Here is a 21,063-nt window from a genome sequence, read left to right as displayed (position 1 = left end):
CTACTGTCCAGTCTCATAATACAGGCAATTGAAAAAAAAGTCAATAAAAATTTTGAAAATAATTTATAAAAAATTTTTATCGCTTTTATTAGAAAAAATAAATCGATTTTCCGGCTTGCCCTATATTTTAGAATTTTGTATATTGTAACTAATCGGGAAAAATGATTTTTTCTAATCTAAATTATAAGGAGATGATTATGGCAGTATTGGATATTACAAATGCTAATTTTGATGAAACAGTAAAGACCGCCAAGCCCGTTTTAATTGACTTTTGGGCACCGTGGTGACCGGGATGCGTACAGCTCAGTCCTGAGCTGCAGGCTGCCGAGGCGGAACTCGGCGACAAGGCTGTGATTGCACAGTCTAATGTGGATAATGCACGCGAATTGGCAGTAAAATTTAAGTTTATGTCAATACCTACCCTCATCGTTTTAAAAGACGGAAAAGAGGTGGATAGGCACACAGGCTATATGCCGAAAAAAGACCTTGTAGACTTTGTTTCAAAGCATATCTAAAAGAAAAGGCGGGAAGCTTTTAAAGCTCCCGCCTTTTTTGTTTTTAACTGTTTTAAAGAGTATCTCTAAAACCGGATATTTTTAAATATAGTCGGCCTTATGGAGTACATCCCTTGCCTTGGGTAAGTCTTCTTCGCTTACCATGATTACGGGGCCGGTACAACCCATTCCCGTTTCGGCATAGATACCTTCCTTCCAAAGAGCCTTGCAGGCATCTTCGATTTCGATAACGTCAATTCCGGGAATACCGGCATCAACAGTTTTCTTAGGCGGAGCCTTTACTTCTTCGGCAGCGGCTGCTGCAACGGGCTTTGCTCCGGGCATATCTTCCAAAAGCTCATCCAAGCCGGCCTTTTTGGCGGCCTTGAGTTCTTCTGCATAGATACCGTGAACATTGTTCTTTGCACAGTCGGCGACGAATTTTAAGGCATTGGCTATGGCCGGAGCTCCCGATGCCCTCGAAATAATTCCTACAACATCATCATAGCCCGAACCGATACAGGGGCCGTAACCGAATCCTGAGCCTTCATAGCTTCCGCCCGTTACAAAGGAAGAAAAGAGCTTAATCAGCAAGTTTCCTGTAAGGGTATCGCAAACCATTACATCGGGAGTTCCCTGCAAAAGGTCGTTTCCTCTCATGCGGACACCTCCGTCTGCACGGTTCGATTCGGTGTAGTTTACCTTGTAACCCTTTTCCTTCATTTTGTTTAGAGCCTTTTCAATAACGGCGATACCGTCAATGTTTAAAAGACCTACGGTGGGTTCGGCTATTCCAGAAGCCTTGGCAACGGCAATACCGCCGATAGCATTTAAAAGCATGGCCTTGTAGCGGTTTGCATCGGTTGTTCCCGTAGTGGTGGCAAGAATCATCTCGCGGCCCTTTCCGGGGGTTACAACCTTTCCTACGGTGCTTACGCCCAAGGGGAAGTTATAGTGCATGGTTACACAAGCCTTAATTGTTCCTTCTTTAAAAAGGCGTTCCATTTCTTTATGAGCATCTTCGAGAGTTGCTGCGGGGAAATGTTTTAAGCCTTTTGCTTCCGGTCCTCCGATGAGGATTACATCCAGATCGGGATTTCTTTTTGCGGCAAGCTCTGCGGCATAAACAAGTTCCGCTTCGCCGTGCTCGCTTCCCGGAATTGTTAAACCGACGGGGAATCGACCGGCAAAGGAGCCGCCCTCAAGCCCTTCGGCAAGTCCTAAAAATAAATCAGCAATTTGTTTTTTATCTGCCATATTCTTATCTCCTTAGTTTTGGGATTTGAGAATATTTTCGGCTACGTTTCTCATTGCTTCGGCAACAATCTTCTTTATTCCGGCTGTGTCCTGTCCGGCAGATGCGGAGCCTTTTCCGTCATTGGCTTCAATTAAGAAGCTTAAGCCGTCGAAGAGGTTTGTAAGACGGCCGAGGAATAAACTTCCCTTTCCGATTATCATTGTATTTTTGAGTTTTCCTGCCATCATATCGCGGCGTGCATGTCCGATAAAGGGAACACCTGAAGGGATATGTCCCTGAGTGGGAGCAAAGCCGACAACTCCGTGTTTTTTTACGAATTCGGCAATTTGAGTTTTTTCAAGCTGGCCTTTCATAACACTTAAAGCGGCAATCATCTTTACGTTTGCTTCGGGTACGTTACCGGCACCTGCTGGAGCGGTGATTTCGTGGTTTTGAAGCTCTGCCGAGTATTTTTCGATGTCGGTCATCTTTAAACCGGCGGCATTAAGAGGATCGTAAACCAATACGCTCATAACGGCCTGAGGGGCGGAACCGGAAGAAATTACGTGCTTTCCTACAACTTCGGTATTGATAACGGGGTTTACTCCGTCGTCTGCACTGAGCATAACGGCAAAGCCTCCGATCATATCTTCAAAGAGGGGAAGGTCTTTTTTTACATGGTCTTTTCCGTTCATACCGAGCTTGGGTACCGAGCCTCCCGAAACGACCATTACGTTTTTAAAGATACCGGCTGCTACAAGGGCTGCTCCGTGGATAATTGCGTGAACGGGAGCTGCACAGAAGCCTCGAACGTCTGAACCTGTTGCGTTTACACAGCCTGATTTTTCTCCGACTGCCTTTGCAATGTTTCCGCCGCCTCTCTGGTTAATATCGCCTGCGGCTTCTTCAGAACATTCGATGATGTATTCGACATCTTTCATATCGATGCCTTCGAGTTTTCCCATGTGCCATGCGGAAAGAATACCGGAAGCCTTTGTGGCTAGGTTTTCAAGCATGGTGTGGGCGCTCAAGTTTTCGTCCGTATCGTGAGCCTGTTTTACACAACCGATGAGTTTTCCCTGTTCATAGAGACCTTCTGCTGTGTGAGCATCAACCATTTTTTGGATTTCTGCCATGTCATGACCTTCACCGAGCTTAATGTCTTGGGTTTTCATAATCGGGTGATTTTCGATGAGTTTTGCAGCTTGAGCTGTGAATTCTTTTGAGAAGTAAACGAGCTCAAAAACGTCGGCATGTTTCATCAAAATATAGAACTCGGCCTGAGTCATAATTTCTCCGAATTTACCCTTTTTTTCGGCCTTTTTTGCATCCTTGTACCAAGGTTCGGGGATTTTTTCCAAGTCTTCGGGAGCCATGTTTCCGATATAAACTTGGTTAGGCGGATAGTTTACTGCCTCTTCAAAGCTGCGCAAGTGAGAGGGTATTGCCTTTAAATATTCATCCTCAGGGTTTGCAAGCCTTGTGCCTGTTTGAGTTGAACCGTTGTGAAAAAGAAGATCGGGAGCATGAACTAAGATGTAGCTTGCTCCTTTTATAGCGACTTTTGCCATAATGCCTCCAAAAAATTTATATAAAATTTAAAATGCTTTGCCAATTAATAATGATGGCTTTTTTATTCTATATTAAATTCATTTATTATTCAAGGTGTTTGGTGAAGAGAGAAATTTTACACTAGGGGTATTTCTATAATAAGTATGTGTAAAATATTGATATTTTTATGGTTATTCAAAATTTTGTTCTTGACATTTTCGGGGGGGGGGGATATAATAGAAGAAAGTTTTGCATATGTGAAACTTAAAAAATTATACTTTTGTAAATTCAATTTACAAAAAAAGGAGTGATATTATGAAACGGAATATCAATGTTTTAATGGGTGCCTTTTTAGCAATAAGTATGCTAGTGCTTTTTAGTTCATGTACCCAGCCCGGTTGGATTGTCTTAGATAAAGAACAGCAATTAATTTATAGTAGCTTTATTGTGGAATTAACCGGAGAAGTACAGCGTGAAGAAATGTCTGCCGTGGACATAGAAGAAAAACTGGAAACTTATAATAAGGCGTTAAAAGTTTTTAAATTTAGGATTGTTGACACAAAAGCAGGGACTAATGTTCCCAAAGGTTCAACATATGCTTACCTTAAAAAACGATTTTTACCCGCCAAGCTAAAATAAAATGCGGAATATCGCTTTGTAGAGCTTTCCGGACTTCGAGTTTGAGCTGGAAAGCTCTACTCAGATCAAGGTATGCCTGATACTTGATTAAAATATTCTTCAATTGCCTGATTCTCAAAATCATATTTTTTAATAACTACTAACTGATTTTAAAAATGACTCTTCTTTGACACAGATTTTAGGGAATTTAGGGTCTGCACTATTATTGATTTTTCCAAACTTCATTACGGTAAAATCGGTTATTATCCCTTATTTAATCTAACAAGAAAATGTTTAAATTGTTCTTCATCGTTATCCAACTTTCCGAAGAAAAATTCATCAATTTGCTCAATTAACGGAACCGTTTTTTGTAATACTTCTTCTCCTTTTTTGTTCAACGTAACAGCTTTTGCTCTTGTATCTCTTGAATGTTCCTTTCTTTTCACAAAATCATGTTTTTCCAATAAACTCAATATTTGAGATACCGTCATAACATCTATCCCTGAGAGTTTTGAAATCATAATCTGTGTAACTTCGTTGCCATTTTGTGATAGATAAGCAAGAGAAGCTAAAACAACAAATTGAGGGTGAGTTAAATTCATTTTCTTTAACTCTTTTTTTATTATAAAATGCCATTTATTGTATACCCTCATGAACAACAATCCTGTTGATTTTTCTGAATTATCTTTATATTTTGATGTAAACAAACAGCAATCACCTTATCTTTCCAAGCAATTTTTTAGAATAAATATAGAGTGAGGAACATCTGAAAAAACTTGGCTTAAAAATTCCAAATGTTGTTGGTCTTCACTATCTAAAGTTACAGTATGTTTTATAGTGACGCTCCCATCATTGTTATCAATTATTTGATGACCGAAAAGAATATCTCCAAACGGAGTTTCTGTTTTATCCCAAAATTCTTCAAAAGGTCTTACAAGAGTAAGCTGATATTCCATAGGGGGCATTCCTTCAAGTTCCATAGTTCCATATGAACCTGTCTTAAACCCATCTTTTAATGTAATATTTTTTAGGTCTTTTTCCCAGTCATACCATTTTTCAATATTTGCATAATACTCCCACACATCTTCTTTTACTGTTTTGATTTTCAAACTAAAACTAAATTCCATTGTACTTTCTCCTTTTATTGTACGTGTACTTATTATAAATTATTTTACAATATTTGTCAACAAGATTTCTAATAATTTTTCTCCAGTATCATATCCTCATAAATCAGACACATTAATGATAGAATTGCTCTCACCTTGTAGTTCATCATATCGAGTCAGTCTTTCATACAAGTCGGTTATTTTTTCATAACTTCTCACTATTACCTGCTTTCGCTCAAATTCTTAAATAAAAAAGAATGAAGCAAAATATTTTTCACTACAATAGTGATTAAGTGTTTTTCTTAAGCCAATAACTCAAGCGTATCGCGGAGTGTAATACTTCCGCCTTGCACATCGTAAAACCGCAACAGCAAATTCGTAACCGTCGTCTTACTGCTTCCCGATTCTCCTACAAGCGCGGTCATCGTGTTCTCAGCAATGTCAAAACTTATATTTTCTATTTTGAACTCATCGTCTTCTATTATTCAAGGGTCTATATATTATAGAATTTAAACGCAAAGGATTCATAAGTTCAATTTATAATTACCCATTGCCAATTTTTCCTATACCATCCCCGCTTTTTCAAAATGTTTTTTCAATATCCGCATAGAAAGCCACGCTCCCACGAAACTTGTTATAACTGTTAATGCAATCATTGAACCGTACATCTGCCATGAACCCACAACTTGCAAATACTGTTGTAAAGCTTCATCCGTTAAATGTAAAATCTCCTTTCTTTGCACAAAGTATTCTCCATGCGAAAGATACATAGGCAGGGTGAACAAGGCTGTCTGCAATGTGGAGCCCAGCACATAGGACAGAATAATTGCTTTTTTATCTTTGTACTTCATCGTTGACGCAAGAGTCTCCGCAATGAACCAGCCGATAATTGAAAGGCCGACGCCTATTCCGTTTGCTGCCATAAATCCCGGTAAAACGATAATTATCCCCATAATAAAAAAGACGCCCGTTTTTCTTACCTTTGATACCGCCAGCATAAATGCTATCGATACAAAAAACAGCGTAATCGGGATATTGGCTATCGTGCCGAAAAGCGTTAATGCAGCGAGTGCTCCCGTAATCAACAACCCCGACGCAGGGCATCGGGGTATGTTGTTCTTATAAGGTGGTTGCAGTCAGCTTTAATACCCTTTATTACGACGCAGAGCATCGGGGGTATTAAAGCCTCCGCACGAATAAAGAAAATTAATAGTGCAACCGCAGCGAAGATTCCGATAAAAATAAAATCCCGCGCATTCAATTTGTTTGTCTTTGTTTCCATGACATTCTCCTTATATTTATATTTGCTTTGAATATTTTGTTTTATCATACTGTATTTTTAGGGCGACTTTTTGCGACACATCGCAAAAAACAGGCTTTTCGGGGTTCCGCTATCGCTCCATTCCTGCGGAACAGCCCCGCCACGGATGGCGGTGGTTCTAGGCAGTAGCGATGTTTCGGCGGTGCCGAAACTCGCTGATGAAAAATGTACAAGGAAGTACATTTTTCATCACAACATCGCAAATTAAATCTAAGGAAAACCTCTCAAAACTGAAGTTTTTAGAGGTTCCCAATACGGTTGTCCTCTTGTTAAATTGTATTTTTTTTCGAACAGGTACAATCGGAAACAGAAGCATTCTTAACGCTATGTTTTTTTATATCTTTGGGATACATTCCTTTGTATTTTTTGAAGCAAGTGCTGAATTTGCTATGAGAAGAATAACCGACAGCTTCAGCTATATCCTGAATTTTAAGAGAGGAATTTAATAGAAGAATTTCTGCCATATTCATTCGCCGTCTTTGAGTATATTCGGTAATTGTGCATTGATATTTTTGTCTAAATAATTTTTTAAGCTTTGTACCGCTCATGGCCGCTATTTTTTCCAAAGTTTTTTGCGGAATTGAGGTTGCATAATGATCGTCTATATAATTAGCGACAATTTCCAAAGCTTTATCATCGGCGATGAATATTGGATTATTGTACTTATGTAAAAATGCGTCTATCGTTATACTCAACCATTCTTTTGCCTTTGACTCAAAAAAGATTTCAGCAGCAGGAGACACCATCTTACAATTTAGTATATCTTTTGCAATTCTTTCGAGGGGCTTGTTTATAATAGTGCTGGTATTAAAAAATAAATTTTCATAGTTACAAACTTTGTCTTTGTAAGAGGCGAAACATTCGTCTATCATAGATTGTTCGAAATTTATACCTATTCCTAAATAGGGAGAATTTTTGTGTAATATAAACCGATAGTTTTTAGAATTTTTTGTATTTACAACATAGAGTGAATTTGAAGAAAGATTTTGATAAGGATTAAAACATTCTCCGTTTGCCGTAACTAAATAAGATGAATAAAAGGAATAGAAATTCTCCAAACCGGAAAAACTTGTGTGGATAATCTCTTGTTTTATGAAAACATCATGAATATCAATTATAAAATTTTTACCTTCATAAAACCAATATATGCCTTCCGCATCATCCGTATTAAAATAGAATGTATGTCCTGCACAGGAGTATTTCGTATGCTCAGTGCATTCATTTGTAGAAAAAAAGTTTTTAACAAAGGTGTAAAAATCACTCATGCCTACCTCCGTTTTATATTTTTATCCCGAATAGACATTATCCTGAATAGACATAGTTAGCTATAGCTAATTGACTGAACTCTTTGTTAATTATATAATAAATAAAAGATAAAAACAAGTAAAAAGCTACATGATATTAAAACGTTTTAAAGGACAGCTCTTCCGATTAGTCTAAACGGGATATTTATATAGCTTACTGATTTAAAGGAAAGGAGGAATTATTCATTGAAGAATAAGAAAAAATCAATACTAAAAAGACTGATGCCTTATGCCGGTAAAAAAAGTGTCTTGCTTTATATCGCCATGGTTATGTCTGCTGTTTCAGGTATTATGGTTTTAATGCCTATGGTTTTTATTCATAGGATTGTAAATACTTTAATTTTAAATGAAACGGTAGATTTTTCTTATGTAAGGGAAAATTCAATTTACGCAGCGGCATTCGCGGGGTTGGGTTTATGTATATATCTTATCGGTCTTGTTTTATCCCATATTTTCGCATTTGAAGTGGAAGACACTATCATTAAGACTTCGGTAAAAAAGTTGATACATAAGCCGCTCGGATATTTTGACGACAAAGAAAGCGGAAGGATAAGAAATGTCATTGTCTCCGGAGCTTCTGAAACCCATTCTTTTTTAGCGCATCAGCTTCCGGATATGGCGATGACGATTATATCGCCGATAGTTCTGCTTGTGTTTTTCTTTATGTTTAATTGGAAATTAGGACTTGCAAGTATGATACCGATGATTATCGGCATGATATTAATGTCAGCGATGATGACATCCGAAACCAAGAAAATGAAAGATGAATATTATGCAGAACTTTCCGAATTGTCTTCTCAGACTGTGGAATATGTTCGGGGAATTCCTGTTGTAAAAACATTTGCACAAAGTGTCGAAAGTTTTAATAAGCTATATTCATTAATCATAAAAATAAAAGACGGCGTACTAAAGCTTACAATGAGCTATACGAATAAAATGTCATGGTTTGAAACTGTTTCCACATCGACAGCATTTTTCTTAGTGCCCGTAGCTTTATTGTTAATAAAATGTAACGGCAACTTATCTAATGTGGTTGCGGATTCTGTGATTTATTTTCTGATAGGGCCGACATTTGCCGTTTTTATTATGAGATCGGCGACGATTACACAATTCAGCTATTTTGCAGAGCTTGCTTTAAACAAAATTGAAAATATACTTGAATTTGATGATTTCATGTATGGAGATAAGACAAGCTCTGATGTTGGAATCGAATTTAAAAATGTAAGTTTTTCTTATGGCGGTGAAAATGTTTTAGATAGTATTTCATTTAAAGTAAACAAGGGAGAAAGAGTTGCTTTAGTCGGCTCATCAGGCAGCGGTAAAACTACTGTAGCAAGGCTTGCCGCCAGATTTTATGATACTAAGTCAGGTGAAATTTTTATTGGGGGGATTAACATAAAAGATTTCGAAAAAGAATCTTTAATGAAAAAAATCGCTTTTGTTTTTCAAAACTCAAAGCTATTTAAAATGAGTTTAAGAGAAAATCTTCTCATTGGAAAGCCTGATGCAACAGATGAAGAAATAGAGAGCGCTTTGATAAATTCAGGATCTAAAGAGATAATCGAAAGATTAGAAAACGGTCTTGATACCGTTTACGGAACAAAGGGTACATATTTTTCGGGCGGAGAAGCTCAAAGGCTTTCTATCGCAAGAGCTTTTCTTAAAGATGCGGATATTATCATTTTAGATGAAGCAACCGCTTTTGCAGATCCCGAAAATGAACATTTAATTCAGGAGTCTTTTAAGAAGTTGTCAAAAAACAAGACAACACTAATGATTGCTCACAGACTATCTACAGTAATAGATGCGGACAAGATTCTCGTTATTGATAAAGGTAAAATTATAGAAGAAGGCAAACATGCGGATTTAATAAATATGAATGGGCATTATAAAAAGCTTTGGGAAGAATATCAAAAATCCGTAAATTGGAAGATAGGGGGTTAAAACATGGTTTCTTATTTTATGAAAAGATATGCTATGTCGGAGAAAGGTGCAATTAATTTAAAAAAAGCAATCTTGTCGCATACCTTTGTTAATATCACAAAATTATTTGCACCGATGATTGCCTTTATGTTTTTGTTCCAGTATATCGGAATCTTAAAAGGTATTGAAAGTTATCATTTTACTCCTATCCATTACATTGCGCTCATTGTAGTAATGATGATTGTGATGTTTTTCATCGCAAGATGGGATTATGTAAGACTATATACCAATGTGTATAACGAGAGTGCGGATTCAAGGATCGATTTGGCGGAAAGATTAAAGAAATTGCCTCTTTCTTATTTTGGTAAAAGAGATTTGGCAGACCTTGCAGAAACGATGATGAATGACATGAACTTATATGAAACAATTTTTTCTCATGCCGTCCCTCATATATACGCAACTGCTATCTCCACAAGTGTTATCGCTTTAATGCTCATTATCTATAATTGGAAATTAGCTCTTGCAGCATTGTGGGTCATTCCGATTTCACTCCTAATAATATTCTTATCAAGGGAAAGTCAGAAAAAAATAGTACAAAAGTGGATAGATGATAATCGCAAGGTATTTGATGATTTGCAGGAAAAGATCGAGCAGATAGAACAAATAAAATCTTACAATTTAGAAGAGCGGATGCTCAATGATTTTTTTAAAAAATTAAATATGTCTACAAAACAGAAAACGAAGGGTGAAATTGTTGCGGGAATACTTATCGGAATAGCGACTGCAATTTTAAAGCTTGGTATTATAAGTGTTGCCGTTATCGGTGTAAACATGCTTATGACCGGTGAAGTAAGCGTGCTGGTTTATATAGCTTTTTTAATGCTGACGACAAGCATATATCTTCCTATAGAGGGGATAATCTCTTTTATGTCCATGATAGTTATGCTTGATGCCGTGGTTGGAAGAATAAAAGAAATAAAAACCATGCCTATTCAAGAAGGCAAAAAGAGTATGGAAATTAAAAATTATGATATCGAATTTAAAGATGTTTATTTTGGGTATGATGATTATTCCGTAATAAATGGTGTGAGTTTTACCGCAAAGCAAGGTGAAATCACTGCGCTCATCGGTTCAAGCGGAAGCGGAAAAACAACTCTTACCAAGCTCGCCGCAAGATTTTGGGATATAGATAGAGGGAAGATTTTGATAGGCGGAGAGGATATCGGTAAGGTTGATCCGGAAACGCTCCTCAAAAATTTTTCTATAGTATTTCAAGATGTTACCCTCTTTAATTCAAGCATAAAAGATAACATTAAAATCGGCAAAAAGGATGCTACAGATGAAGAAATTATGAGAGCGGCTAAAATAGCAAAATGCTATGAATTTATCAATAAAATGCCGGAAGGGATAGATACGCTAATAGGGGAGAACGGACAAAGACTTTCAGGCGGCGAAAGACAAAGAATATCAATAGCAAGGGCTATCTTGAAAGACGCACCGATTATACTGCTTGATGAAGCGACGGCATCTCTTGATGTTGAAAATGAAAGTCTTATTCAAGAAGCTTTATCCGAACTTATCAAAGAAAAAACAGTCATAGTTATTGCTCATAGACTAAGAACAATAAGAAATGCAAATAAAATTGTTTTATTACATGCCGGAAAAATAGAGGCGGTCGGTACAGACGATGAACTTTGCAAAACATCGGAATTTTACAAAGCGATGCTTGAAAAATCAAACGTTCGGTAAAAGTTTATTCGTGCGGAGGGTTTAATACCCCGACGCTTGCGTCGTAACAAAGGGTATTAAAGCCGACTGCAACCACCTTATGAGAACAACATACCCCGACGCTTGCGTCGGAGGTGTTGATTTAGGAGGATATTATGAAAATGGAAAAATTAGTAATTAAGGATTTAGTTACAATAGGCGTGTTTACAGTAATATATTTTGTGCTTATGTTCCTTTCGGGAATGGTTGGTATGGTGCCGATTTTATACTTGGCATATCCTACACTGGCGGGAATTATAACAGGTATAGTCATTATGCTTTTTATGGCAAAAGTTCAAAAGCCGTGGGGATTGTTTATACTTGGTCTGATTTGCGGTTTTATTGTTATTGCAATGGGAAACACTTATGTAATATTGATACATGTTGTAATAAGCATGGCGATTGCCGAACTGTTAAGAAAAAAAGGAGAATATAAATCTTTCAAATGTAATATGCTTTCCTTTGCCGTGTTCAATACTTGGATTTGCGGTTTCCTTATGCAAATATTGTTGGCTAAAGATAAGGTTATTGGACTGGCTGAAACAAGAGGAATGGGACATGATTATATAATGAAACTTATCGCACTTGTGAATTATCGAAGCATGATTTTAGTATATATCGGTGCAATTGTCGGTGGAATAGTCGGTGCATATATCGGTAAAGTTTTTTTGAAAAAGCATTTTGAAAAAGCAGGTATTGTATAATGCCCATTTTTTTGGACAACCCATATAACCCCAATCCTATTAGTAAGATTTTGGTAACTTTTTTACTTGGGTTTGCTGTATTCCAGAAGGTAAATATTTATTTTGAATGGGGTATTATACTTCTCATTTCGTTTCTTTTTTATAAGAATGGATTGAAGAAAGAATCCTTGAAAAATATATTGTTTTTTGGTGTTTTTTCTTCAATAATACCTAATCTTGATGTAATTAGAAACATGAATGCAATTTTGATGATGTTTTTTATGTTATTTGCCGTATGCAGGATGTTTTATCTTCCATTTAGTGCAGGTAGTTTTTTTGTAAAAACATCAGATGTAGGAAGTGTAATATCTTCGATGGATAAAATTAAATTACCTCGCACTGTTTCCATACCAATTGCTGTAATGTTTAGGTTTTTCCCATCATTTAAAGAAGAAAGCCGGAATATAAAACTTGCTATGAGGATAAGAGGAATTACATTTAAAAATCCGATTTCATACATTGAGTATGTAATGGTACCTTTACTTATTATATCGTCTAATATTTCTGATGATATTGCAAAGGCAGCAGAAACAAAATGTATTGAAAATCCTACTAAAAAAACAAGGTATATATCTGTTAAAATGAAAACAGTCGATTTTGTTTATGTGCTTTTGATACTGATTATGATTATCGGCGGAATTTTATGGTAGAAATCAAAAATTTATCTTTTTCTTATGGAAATTCCTCCAAAGTATTAAAAAACATTTCTTTAAATGTAAAGAAGGGCGAATGTGTATTATTTACCGGGAAAAGCGGCAGCGGAAAATCTTCAATTATAAATTCTATCAATGGATTAGCTGTACGATATGATGGGGCTTCTACGGAGGGATCCATCAGGATAGGTAATAAAGATATTAAAAATCTTAAATTGTATGAAATATCTATGTTAGTATCAAGCGTATTTCAAAATCCAAAGACACACTTTTTCAATATAAATACTACCCTTGAATTACTTTTTTATTTAGAGAACATAGGGCTTTCAAAAAAACAAATGGATGAAAGACTAAATGATATGTTGGGGGTATTTCCGATAAACCACCTTTTAAATAGAGATATTTTCAAGCTTTCAGGTGGAGAAAAGCAGATTTTATGTATTGCTGCAAGTTATATATCGGGAACGGAAATAATAGTTTTAGATGAGCCTTCGTCAAATCTTGATGAAGAAAATATTATGATTATAAAAGAAATGCTTATAAAACTTAAAGATACGGGAAAAATTCTTATAATTTCAGAGCATAGAATATTTTATCTTATGGATATTGTAGATAGAGTTTTTTTTATCCAAGATGGTATAATACAAAAGGAATATACGAAAATAGATTTTCTGAAAATACCATCTAAAAAACTTAATGAGTTAGGTTTAAGAGATAAGAGTAAAACAAAACTTATAGTACCAGAGATTCAAAAAAAGGGGAGTTTTGAAATAAAAAATATTGAATTTAAGTTTAATGGTGTAGATAACAAATTGATTTTTAAAAATATCTTATTTGAAATGGGTAAAACATATGGCATAGTGGGAACAAATGGACTTGGTAAATCTACATTGCTACGATGCCTTATAGGTTGCGAAAGAAAATCTAAGGATGAAATCTATTTAGACGGCAAAAGACTTTCGAAAAAAGACAGGATTAAAATATCATCACTTGTAATGCAAGATGTTAATCATCAACTTTTTACAGACTCTGTTATAAGTGAAGTAAGTCTCGGTATAAAAAATGTTGACATCAGTTATGTTGAAGATATTCTAAAAAAACTCGATTTGTATGAATTGAAAGATTGTCATCCGATGAGTTTGTCAGGTGGACAAAAACAAAGGGTAGCAATAGCATCTGTATTATGTAAAAATTCCAAACTTTTATTTTTTGATGAACCGACAAGCGGCATGGATTATTACAATATGATTAATATATCCCGCCTGATCAATGAATGTAAGAGCAATGAGAAAATAATATTTATTGTTTCACATGATCAAGAATTTTTGAATTCGATAGCTGATTATGCTATATATTTATAGGAGACGTATATTTTTGACGTGCCTGCGTAGTTGGTTCCAATTCCTGTATTATACTATCAACATACTATCAACATAATTTTTTGCCCGCTTCAAGCGCCTGATACCGGAGCGCCGGTTCCATCGTCTTTACATTCAAATTAAGACCATAGAGGCGTTTTAAGCCGCGCGTGCCGTCATCCCTGTCGTTAAACTCCAGCGTAAATCCGGCAAGCGCCGCAGAGCTGACCGCTCCGATGATAATCAAGGCGGCATTATTCCGGTCAATACCGAGCAGGATAAACGAGCCAAGCCCGCCCGCTCCGATAAGCGCGGCAAGTGTTGCCGTACCGATAATCATCACCGTCGATGTGCGCACGCCTGATATAATCACCGGCGCTTCGGCAAAGCCGCAAATGCAGGTTAAGCGGTAGTTAGATGGACGGTTCACGGCAATGGTAAAAACAGTTATGTACAGAATGCTTTATTCGTGCGGGTTTAATACCCCGACGCTTGCGTCGGGGTATGTTGATTTATTTATGGTGCGGTTGCCCTGTATATATTATAGAATTTAAACGCAAAGGATTCATAAGTTCAATTTATAATTACCCATTGCCAATTTTTCCTATACCATCCCCGCTTTTTCAAAATGCTTTTTTAATATCCGCATAGAAATCAACGCTCCCGCGAAACTCGTTATAACCGTCAATGCAATCATAGAACCGTACATCTGCCATGAGCCTACAACGTGCAAATACTGTTGTAAAGCTTCATCCGTTAAATGTAAAATCTCCTTTCTTTGCACAAAGTATTCTCCATGCGAAAGATACATAGGCAGGGTGAACAAGGCTGTCTGCAATGTGGAGCCCAGCACATAGGACAGAATAATTGCTTTTTTATCTTTGTACTTCATCGTTGACGCAAGAGTCTCCGCAATGAACCAGCCGATAATTGAAAGGCCGACGCCTATTCCGTTTGCCGCCATAAATCCCGGTAAAACGATAATTATCCCCATAATAAAAAAGACGCCCGTTTTTCTTACCTTTGATACCGCCAGCATAAATGCTATCGATACAAAAAACAGCGTAATCGGGATATTGGCTATCGTGCCGAAAAGCGTTAATGCAGCGAGTGCTCCCGTAATAAAGAAAATTAATAATGCAACCGCAGCGAAGATTCCGATAAAAATAAAATCCCGCGCATTCAATTTGTTTGTCTTTGTTTCCATGACATTCTCCTTAAAAAATATTACTAAACTGTAAGTACGATACCGCACCCACAGCAATAGCCGTACATAATCCGTATACAAAATCCGTTTTCGTAAATTTGAGCGGATAGATATTTGTTCTGTTTTTATAATTTTCAATTCCTCTCAGCAAAACCGATGTGGAAAGTTCCTCAGCTATGCGAAGACTTCTAAATAAAATCGGAACAATTATAAGTTCCAAAGGACGAATGGGATGCATTAAAAAGCGTATGCCCGAAATAGAAATTCCTCTTATTTTTAAACTGTCTTTTAAACAGCCGTAATCTTCTTTTAAGGACGGGAGATACCTAAATACAACGATTAAGGGAATTGCTATTATGTTTGGAAATTTCATTGTCTGCATAGCCGATATAATAGAGGGCATGGAAGTTTTCTTTTTCAAGAATATAATCATCATAACCGCAATAACGAATTTTTGAATAAAATAACTTAAAGATACAATCATGAGAGCAATTGTCGAATTCGGAATATAATGAATATAAAACATCGACACGGCAATGATACTATACATTCCGCTATATAAAACGGACTCACGATAAGCGCGTACATCCCATAAATAGAAATTACAAATAATAAGTAAAACATGTGAGGGGAGAGGCTTATTGACAGCAAGACCAAACGAGATAAAAATAAATACAATGCCGAGTACCGTTCTCGGATCCGCTTTTCTTTTTGTATTCACTTCACATTTCCTCTTTTTTACTTAAAAGCTCCCAGAGTATTTTCTTGGTATCATTATTTAAATTGAAATCAGCGTGAACCATTCCGCTTTTTAAATAAATAATTCTGTTACAGACAGACAGTAAAAATTCATAATCATGCGATATTACAAATATAAGCCTACCTGCATTTGCCGCAGTGAGAATACTTTTAGAAACCAAATCCATAGAATGTTTATCCAAGCCGCTTGTCGGTTCATCCAAAAAAAGTATCTTACAGTTATTGCAAAAAGCCGCTGCAATGGTAAGCCTTTGCTTTTGACCTCTTGAGAGGGCAAGCGGATGCCGTTCTTTTAAATCAAGAATTTCAAAGTCCGATAAAACGGTTTCTTTTTCCGTATCGCTCAAACCGCCGCCTTTTTTTCCTATATCCAATTCATCCTCTACGGTGTTACCGAAAAGTTGAAAGTCGGAGTCCTGCATGACAAAATACATAGTTCCCGCCCTTTTCTTATAGCTCCGCTTTTCTCCTTTAATCAAAACGCTTCCGCTTTTTTCTTTTAATAAGCCTGTACACAATTTAGCGAGAGTTGTTTTACCCGATCCGTTTTCACCGATAATGCCGATAACTTCTTTTTCATAAGCTCTTATTGATATGTCTTTAAGTACATCGGTTCTTTCCTGTTTTGAATGTGAATATGAAATGTTTTTTATTTCAAACAATGGGGTGGTTTTATCGATAATACTTTTAGAATGAACCGTATCGAGATTTTCCAAATATATGGGTCGAATATTTTTATTGTTTTTTTGCAGCTCAAGAAATTCGTCTTTTGAGTATTCGCCCATAATTCTTCCCTTATCCATAACGAGCATACGGCTGCATAAGGCCGAAAGATAAAATAATCGATGCTCCAAGACGATAATGGTTTTCCCTTCTTCTTTTAAGCTCCGTAATATGTTTTTCAAATCAAAGATGGAATGAATATCCAGATTAGCCGTAGGTTCATCGAACAAAAAAATGTCAGGCAACATCGCATAGCATGACGCGATAGCCAGTTTTTGTTTTTCACCGCTTGAAAGTTTAAAGATACTCTTCTCTTTTAGATGATTTATTCCAAGCAGCTTCAAACTGTTGTCCACCCTTTTCAGTATTTCTTCCCTGTTCAAAAGCATATTGCTGCAGCCGAATGCCGCTTCACTAAAAGGATCGGTCATAAAAAACTGACTTCGCGGGTCTTGGAATACACAGCCCACCATGCAGCCTATTTGTGAAAGCTCCATAGTGCGTATATCTTTTCCGTTTAGATGAGCTTCGCCCGTTAATACTCCGTCATAGTAATGCGAGATAAGGCCGTTGATAACAGAACCGAGTGTGCTCTTCCCGCTTCCGCTTTTTCCGGTAATGACAACAAATTCTCCTTTTTTTATTTCGAGGTTTATATTGTCGAGAATGAGAAGACCTGCCCTTGTTTTATACGAAATATCTTTTAGCGAGAGCACATTCCGCTCCCGTATTGTGCTTTCCAAAGCCGAGCATAGTAAGCGTCCTTTTCCAAAAGTTCATCGTGTTTTCCTTTTTCGATAAGACAGCCTTTTTGAAACACAAGGATTTGATCTGCCTTTTGAATAGTCCTTAAATGATGGGCGATCACTATGACCGTTCTGTTTTTTGCAAGTTCTGTAATGGCATCCTGTATTAAAGACTCGTTTACGGGATCGACATTACTGGTCATTTCATCAAGGATTAAAATCGGAGCGTCTTTTAGAAATGCTCGTGCAATGGAAATCCGCTGTCTTTGTCCGCCGGATAAGAGACCTCCGTTTTCGCCTATATCCGTTTCATAGCCTTTCGGCAAGCTCATAATAAAATCATGAATCTTTGCCTTTTTTGCAGCTTCGATGATTTCTTCTTTCGTCGCTCCTTTTTTCCCTACTCGAATATTGTCCTCGATGGTGTTATCGAAAAGCTGAACATTTTGCATAACAATGCTGATTCGATCTAAAAGTTCATCATAGGGAATATCTCGTATATCAATTCCGCCGAGTGTAATACTTCCGCCTTGCACATCGTAAAACCTCAACAGCAAATTCGTAACCGTCGTCTTACCGCTTCCTGATTCTCCTACAAGCGCGGTCATCGTTTTTTCCGGAACGGAAAAAGTTACCCCATTCATTTTGAACTCATCTTCTTCATAAGAAAACTTCACATCTTTAAAAACAATATCGTTTTGCGCAGGAGTAACTCCGTCCGTTTTATCGGCTATTACCTCAGCATGAAGAATTTTCCCCAAGCGGTGATAGCTGTCTACGGCAGACACATAATACATATAGTGCGTTTCCATCGCTGCAAAAGGTTTATAAAATTCTTTTGAAATGACTGCGATAATCATAAAGCTGAGCACATCAATGCTTCCGCGTAATGCGGCAAGACCGGAATAAATAAAAAGAACAAAATACCCTGCATCGATTAAAAACGAAAAGACCGAAAGCTGTCTTGCCTTAAAACGGGACGCAGCCTTACTTGTTTCTCCGAATTTTTTTGTCTTTTCAAAAAGTTCATTATCCAGACTTTTATTATGCGAAAAACTTTTGAGCACCGGAATACCGCGTACATATTCAACAAATAAACTCACCATATCGGCAAGGGCGGAATTATTGTTATGTTCCGTTTTTTGTGCTCCTTTAATTGTGTAAAAAAGATAGGCAAGCGAAAGCGGAATCGACGCGGCCATAACAAGGGCTGCACTAAGGTTGATAAAGCAAAGACCTATAAATACCGCAAGAGCAATGAGAAAATCACCGAACATCCGCGGCCACATATGACCGACCACCATGGACATATTGTCCACATCTTTATGAAGAATCGTATTTAATTCTCCCAGCCGTTCATTCGTATAAAAGCCCAAACTAAACAGCTTTAATTTTACAATCATCCGCTCCCGTATTTGCTGTACGACATCAAAGCCGGCTCCGTGCTTTTTTAAGTCGGCAATCATATTGCAAAGTCCCTTAAAAACGACCAAGCCTATCAGCGTTGCAAAAGCCCCGTAGAGTCCCTGCACATCAGTCCCGGCAGCAATCTTAAACAAAATCGAAAACACCGTAAGCAACATCCCCACGGAGCTCAATCCGTACAAGGTAAAAAACAGAGAAGAAATACATACATCGATTTTTCCCCTCTTACTCAAAAATGCAAATAATTCTTTATACATAAAAACTCCTTTACCCCACCCGCCAGTTGTCTACTTTGTTTTGGGCTTCGACCATTTCTTTATAAAAGGTGCATCGCAAAATCAATTCTTCATGTGTGCCAAAGTCCAGTATGCGGCCTTTATCCATAACGATTATTTTGTCCGCGTTTTGTACGGTGTTCAGGTGATGCGCAATCGTGATGACTGTTTTATTTTTTCTTAATTCTTCAATCGCCGCGTTTATGAGTTTTTCGTTTTCGCTGTCTACGGCAGCCATCGCTTCATCTAAAATAAGAATTGGAGCATTTTTAAGAATCATCCGAGCAATGGATATTCTTTGCTTTTCTCCTCCCGAAAGTTTTACGCCCATCTCTCCCACCCTTGTGTTGTAGCCATGAGGCAGGGCAGAAATAAAATCATGACATCGTGCTTTTTGAGCGGCTTCTATCACTTCCGCTTGGGAAGCGCCCGCCTTACCGATCGCGATATTTTCAAAGATGCTCATATTAAAAAGAATTACTTCCTGCTGAACACTTCCGATAAGAGCGGAAATGCTGTCCGTATCATAGCGTGAAATATCTTTACCCGAAATTGTGAGCACACCTGAATCAACATCCCAAAAACCCATGATAAGATTCGCAAGCGTGCTTTTACCGCAACCGCTCGGCCCGACAAGCGCATTTAAAGTGTTTTCTTTACACTGTACAGTAATATCTTTTAACGCAAAGCCGTCTTTTTCATATTTAAAATGTACGTTCTTACATTCTATATCCCCCGTTTTCAGTTTTTCGCTGATCTTTTCTTTTGCAAGAGGAGCACAGAGAATCACCGCTATGCTTTTGAGCTTTTCAGTAAACACGATGGAAAAATGATGGAGCGTTGCGGTTTTACTTATTGCCGACACAAATACCGAAGATAAGATAACGGACAGTATAAACTGAGCGGTAGAAATATTGTTATGTAAGAGCAGTATACTTCCTAACATCATAACCGATACCGCTCCGGCTTCCATAAAAATATCGATAAGCACCATCGGCCCCGTAACGGCACCCATACTCTTTTTTACATCTTGCACATAAGAGCGTGCGGAATCCAAAGTCCTGCCGCTAAAACGCTCTTCTTTTGCAAAGGCCTTTATGACGGCAATGTTTTTTACATATTCCATCATGTCTTCCCTCATCTGCATTTCTCGTTCAAAATATATTTGAAATCTTTTTTGCATGGTCTTTGCAGATAATTGTTGTACAAGGAACATGAGCGGTACCCCTGCAATCATTATTAATGCGAGCCGGTAATCTATAAAAAGCATTGCAATAAAAACCAGAACCGGAAGGAGAGTTGCCGCCATAATTTCCGGAAGACCGTGCGCCAGATATATTTCAATCTGCTCTACATCGTGTTCAACAATGCTTGTAAGCTCGCCGGTAGTATGCTTTTTAAAAAATCCTAAATTCAATTTTTTCAGGTGTTCAATTATGGCAAGCCGTAATTCCGTCAATGTACTAAAAGCCCTGTCATGAGCTGTCTTTACGGCAAGATAATTACAACACGCCTTCAGCATAAACGAGATGAAAATACCTACGGCAATCATTTTAAAATATTCCCTTTCCGCTTTTCCCGAAAATAAGCTGCTTATCACCAGTACCAATAAAACCTGCGGTAGTAAGTCAAACACTATTTTAAGTGCAAGCAGCACATTGGACAAAAAGGTTTTACCCGTTACCTGTTTTTTCAATTCCTTTTCAGTCATATCTACTCCTCTCTACATCTATAATGCGCATGTATATTCGTTTATCTTCAAAACTAAATAATATTGAATATTTATTCAATATTGATAGATAAAATGAGGAGCGGTTGAACGCTCCTAAAATAAATTTTCTTCTATGCTACTC

The 21,063-nt window shown here is 37.3% G+C and carries 17 protein-coding genes and 4 pseudogenes; 7 read left to right on the top strand and 14 right to left on the bottom strand.

The genetic code is table 11. The annotated features are described in order from the left end of the window. Positions 1-191: 191 nt before the first annotated feature. Complete coding sequence (gene trxA / locus E4N80_RS11445) at positions 192-515, top strand: thioredoxin (RefSeq protein ID WP_253701064.1); 324 nt, start codon at positions 192-194, stop codon at positions 513-515. 81 nt (positions 516-596) lie between these two features. Here the strand turns inward: trxA and grdD are convergent, their stop codons facing one another. Then, positions 597-1,751, bottom strand: coding sequence for a glycine/sarcosine/betaine reductase complex component C subunit alpha (grdD, locus tag E4N80_RS11440; RefSeq protein ID WP_002673026.1), 1,155 nt, complete (start codon positions 1,749-1,751; stop codon positions 597-599). Positions 1,752-1,763: 12 nt separating this feature from the next. After that, positions 1,764-3,302: a glycine/sarcosine/betaine reductase complex component C subunit beta gene (gene grdC / locus E4N80_RS11435; protein WP_253699313.1), complete on the bottom strand. Its 1,539-nt coding sequence runs from the start codon at positions 3,300-3,302 to the stop codon at positions 1,764-1,766. Positions 3,303-3,597: 295 nt separating this feature from the next. On the opposite strand from grdC, the gene E4N80_RS11430 reads away from it, so the two are divergent. Continuing rightward, entirely contained in the window at positions 3,598-3,921 is a 324-nt protein-coding gene (locus tag E4N80_RS11430) for a hypothetical protein (protein WP_253699312.1), read from the top strand. Positions 3,922-4,163: 242 nt separating this feature from the next. Here the strand turns inward: E4N80_RS11430 and E4N80_RS11425 are convergent, their stop codons facing one another. From E4N80_RS11425 to E4N80_RS11400, 6 genes and pseudogenes are all read right to left on the bottom strand, one after another. Beyond that, a complete protein-coding gene (locus tag E4N80_RS11425) occupies positions 4,164-4,607 on the bottom strand; it encodes a MarR family winged helix-turn-helix transcriptional regulator (protein ID WP_253699311.1) in 444 nt (147 codons plus the stop codon). Positions 4,608-4,619: 12 nt separating this feature from the next. Further along, on the bottom strand, positions 4,620-5,027 hold the full coding sequence (locus E4N80_RS11420; protein ID WP_253699310.1) for an SRPBCC family protein: 408 nt from the start codon (positions 5,025-5,027) through the stop codon (positions 4,620-4,622). Positions 5,028-5,326: 299 nt separating this feature from the next. Further along, positions 5,327-5,485 (bottom strand): annotated as a pseudogene (locus E4N80_RS11415) (ATP-binding cassette domain-containing protein); the annotation flags it as partial. An 84-nt stretch (positions 5,486-5,569) separates the two neighbouring features. Continuing rightward, positions 5,570-6,088, bottom strand: a pseudogene (locus E4N80_RS11410) (MptD family putative ECF transporter S component); the annotation flags it as partial. Positions 6,089-6,204: 116 nt separating this feature from the next. Beyond that, positions 6,205-6,336, bottom strand: a pseudogene (locus tag E4N80_RS13060) (MptD family putative ECF transporter S component); the annotation flags it as partial. Between the two features lie 260 nt (positions 6,337-6,596). Next, positions 6,597-7,592, bottom strand: a complete 996-nt coding sequence (locus tag E4N80_RS11400; protein ID WP_253699309.1) for a helix-turn-helix domain-containing protein — start codon at positions 7,590-7,592, stop codon at positions 6,597-6,599. 225 nt (positions 7,593-7,817) lie between these two features. On the opposite strand from E4N80_RS11400, the gene E4N80_RS11395 reads away from it, so the two are divergent. From E4N80_RS11395 to E4N80_RS11375, 5 genes are all read left to right on the top strand, one after another. Then, on the top strand, positions 7,818-9,575 hold the full coding sequence (locus E4N80_RS11395; protein ID WP_002676591.1) for an ABC transporter ATP-binding protein: 1,758 nt from the start codon (positions 7,818-7,820) through the stop codon (positions 9,573-9,575). 3 nt (positions 9,576-9,578) lie between these two features. Then, on the top strand, positions 9,579-11,303 hold the full coding sequence (locus E4N80_RS11390; RefSeq protein WP_253699308.1) for an ABC transporter ATP-binding protein: 1,725 nt from the start codon (positions 9,579-9,581) through the stop codon (positions 11,301-11,303). A 134-nt stretch (positions 11,304-11,437) separates the two neighbouring features. Further along, positions 11,438-12,025, top strand: coding sequence for an MptD family putative ECF transporter S component (locus E4N80_RS11385; RefSeq protein WP_002666444.1), 588 nt, complete (start codon positions 11,438-11,440; stop codon positions 12,023-12,025). After that, a complete protein-coding gene (locus tag E4N80_RS11380) occupies positions 12,025-12,714 on the top strand; it encodes an energy-coupling factor transporter transmembrane component T (RefSeq protein ID WP_253699307.1) in 690 nt (229 codons plus the stop codon). The genes E4N80_RS11385 and E4N80_RS11380 overlap by 1 nt, the downstream gene beginning before the upstream one ends. Next, entirely contained in the window at positions 12,708-14,078 is a 1,371-nt protein-coding gene (locus E4N80_RS11375) for an ABC transporter ATP-binding protein (protein ID WP_253699306.1), read from the top strand. Before E4N80_RS11380 ends, E4N80_RS11375 begins: the two co-directional genes overlap by 7 nt. A 205-nt stretch (positions 14,079-14,283) precedes the next feature. Here the strand turns inward: E4N80_RS11375 and E4N80_RS11370 are convergent. The 6 genes and pseudogenes from E4N80_RS11370 to E4N80_RS11345 form a co-directional block, all read right to left on the bottom strand. Then, positions 14,284-14,451: pseudogene (locus E4N80_RS11370) on the bottom strand (glycine/betaine ABC transporter permease); the annotation flags it as partial. A gap of 228 nt (positions 14,452-14,679) precedes the next feature. Further along, a complete protein-coding gene (locus tag E4N80_RS11365; protein ID WP_253699305.1) occupies positions 14,680-15,282 on the bottom strand; it encodes an MptD family putative ECF transporter S component in 603 nt (200 codons plus the stop codon). A 10-nt stretch (positions 15,283-15,292) separates the two neighbouring features. After that, positions 15,293-16,003, bottom strand: a complete 711-nt coding sequence (locus E4N80_RS11360) for an energy-coupling factor transporter transmembrane component T family protein (protein WP_253699304.1) — start codon at positions 16,001-16,003, stop codon at positions 15,293-15,295. Between the two features lies 1 nt (position 16,004). Further along, positions 16,005-17,480 carry an ABC transporter ATP-binding protein gene (locus E4N80_RS11355; protein WP_253699303.1) on the bottom strand — a complete coding sequence of 492 codons (1,476 nt, stop codon included), beginning with the start codon at positions 17,478-17,480 and terminating at the stop codon, positions 16,005-16,007. Further along, positions 17,468-19,192 carry an ABC transporter ATP-binding protein gene (locus tag E4N80_RS11350; RefSeq protein ID WP_253699302.1) on the bottom strand — a complete coding sequence of 575 codons (1,725 nt, stop codon included), beginning with the start codon at positions 19,190-19,192 and terminating at the stop codon, positions 17,468-17,470. Before E4N80_RS11350 ends, E4N80_RS11355 begins: the two co-directional genes overlap by 13 nt. 10 nt (positions 19,193-19,202) lie before the next feature. Next, entirely contained in the window at positions 19,203-20,921 is a 1,719-nt protein-coding gene (locus E4N80_RS11345) for an ABC transporter ATP-binding protein (RefSeq protein WP_253699301.1), read from the bottom strand. Positions 20,922-21,063 lie beyond the last annotated feature (142 nt).

Origin of the sequence: Treponema denticola (genome assembly GCF_024181605.1) — a bacterium.
Taxonomy (GTDB): domain Bacteria; phylum Spirochaetota; class Spirochaetia; order Treponematales; family Treponemataceae; genus Treponema_B; species Treponema_B denticola_B.
Note: the sequence above shows the minus strand (reverse complement) of the source record. Positions and strands in the feature narration are given on the sequence as shown.

Excerpts from the sequence above, each read along its gene's own strand:
- grdD (WP_002673026.1), bottom strand. The coding sequence starts at position 1,751 with ATGGCAGATAAAAAACAAATTGCTGATTTATTTTTAGGACTTGCCGAA.
- grdC (WP_253699313.1), bottom strand. The coding sequence starts at position 3,302 with ATGGCAAAAGTCGCTATAAAAGGAGCAAGCTACATCTTAGTTCATGCT.
- E4N80_RS11430 (WP_253699312.1), top strand. The coding sequence starts at position 3,598 with ATGAAACGGAATATCAATGTTTTAATGGGTGCCTTTTTAGCAATAAGT.
- E4N80_RS11420 (WP_253699310.1), bottom strand. The coding sequence starts at position 5,027 with ATGGAATTTAGTTTTAGTTTGAAAATCAAAACAGTAAAAGAAGATGTG.
- E4N80_RS11400 (WP_253699309.1), bottom strand. The coding sequence starts at position 7,592 with ATGAGTGATTTTTACACCTTTGTTAAAAACTTTTTTTCTACAAATGAA.
- E4N80_RS11390 (WP_253699308.1), top strand. The coding sequence starts at position 9,579 with ATGGTTTCTTATTTTATGAAAAGATATGCTATGTCGGAGAAAGGTGCA.
- E4N80_RS11385 (WP_002666444.1), top strand. The coding sequence starts at position 11,438 with ATGAAAATGGAAAAATTAGTAATTAAGGATTTAGTTACAATAGGCGTG.
- E4N80_RS11380 (WP_253699307.1), top strand. The coding sequence starts at position 12,025 with ATGCCCATTTTTTTGGACAACCCATATAACCCCAATCCTATTAGTAAG.
- E4N80_RS11375 (WP_253699306.1), top strand. The coding sequence starts at position 12,708 with ATGGTAGAAATCAAAAATTTATCTTTTTCTTATGGAAATTCCTCCAAA.
- E4N80_RS11365 (WP_253699305.1), bottom strand. The coding sequence starts at position 15,282 with ATGGAAACAAAGACAAACAAATTGAATGCGCGGGATTTTATTTTTATC.
- E4N80_RS11350 (WP_253699302.1), bottom strand. The coding sequence starts at position 19,192 with ATGTATAAAGAATTATTTGCATTTTTGAGTAAGAGGGGAAAAATCGAT.
- E4N80_RS11345 (WP_253699301.1), bottom strand. The coding sequence starts at position 20,921 with ATGACTGAAAAGGAATTGAAAAAACAGGTAACGGGTAAAACCTTTTTG.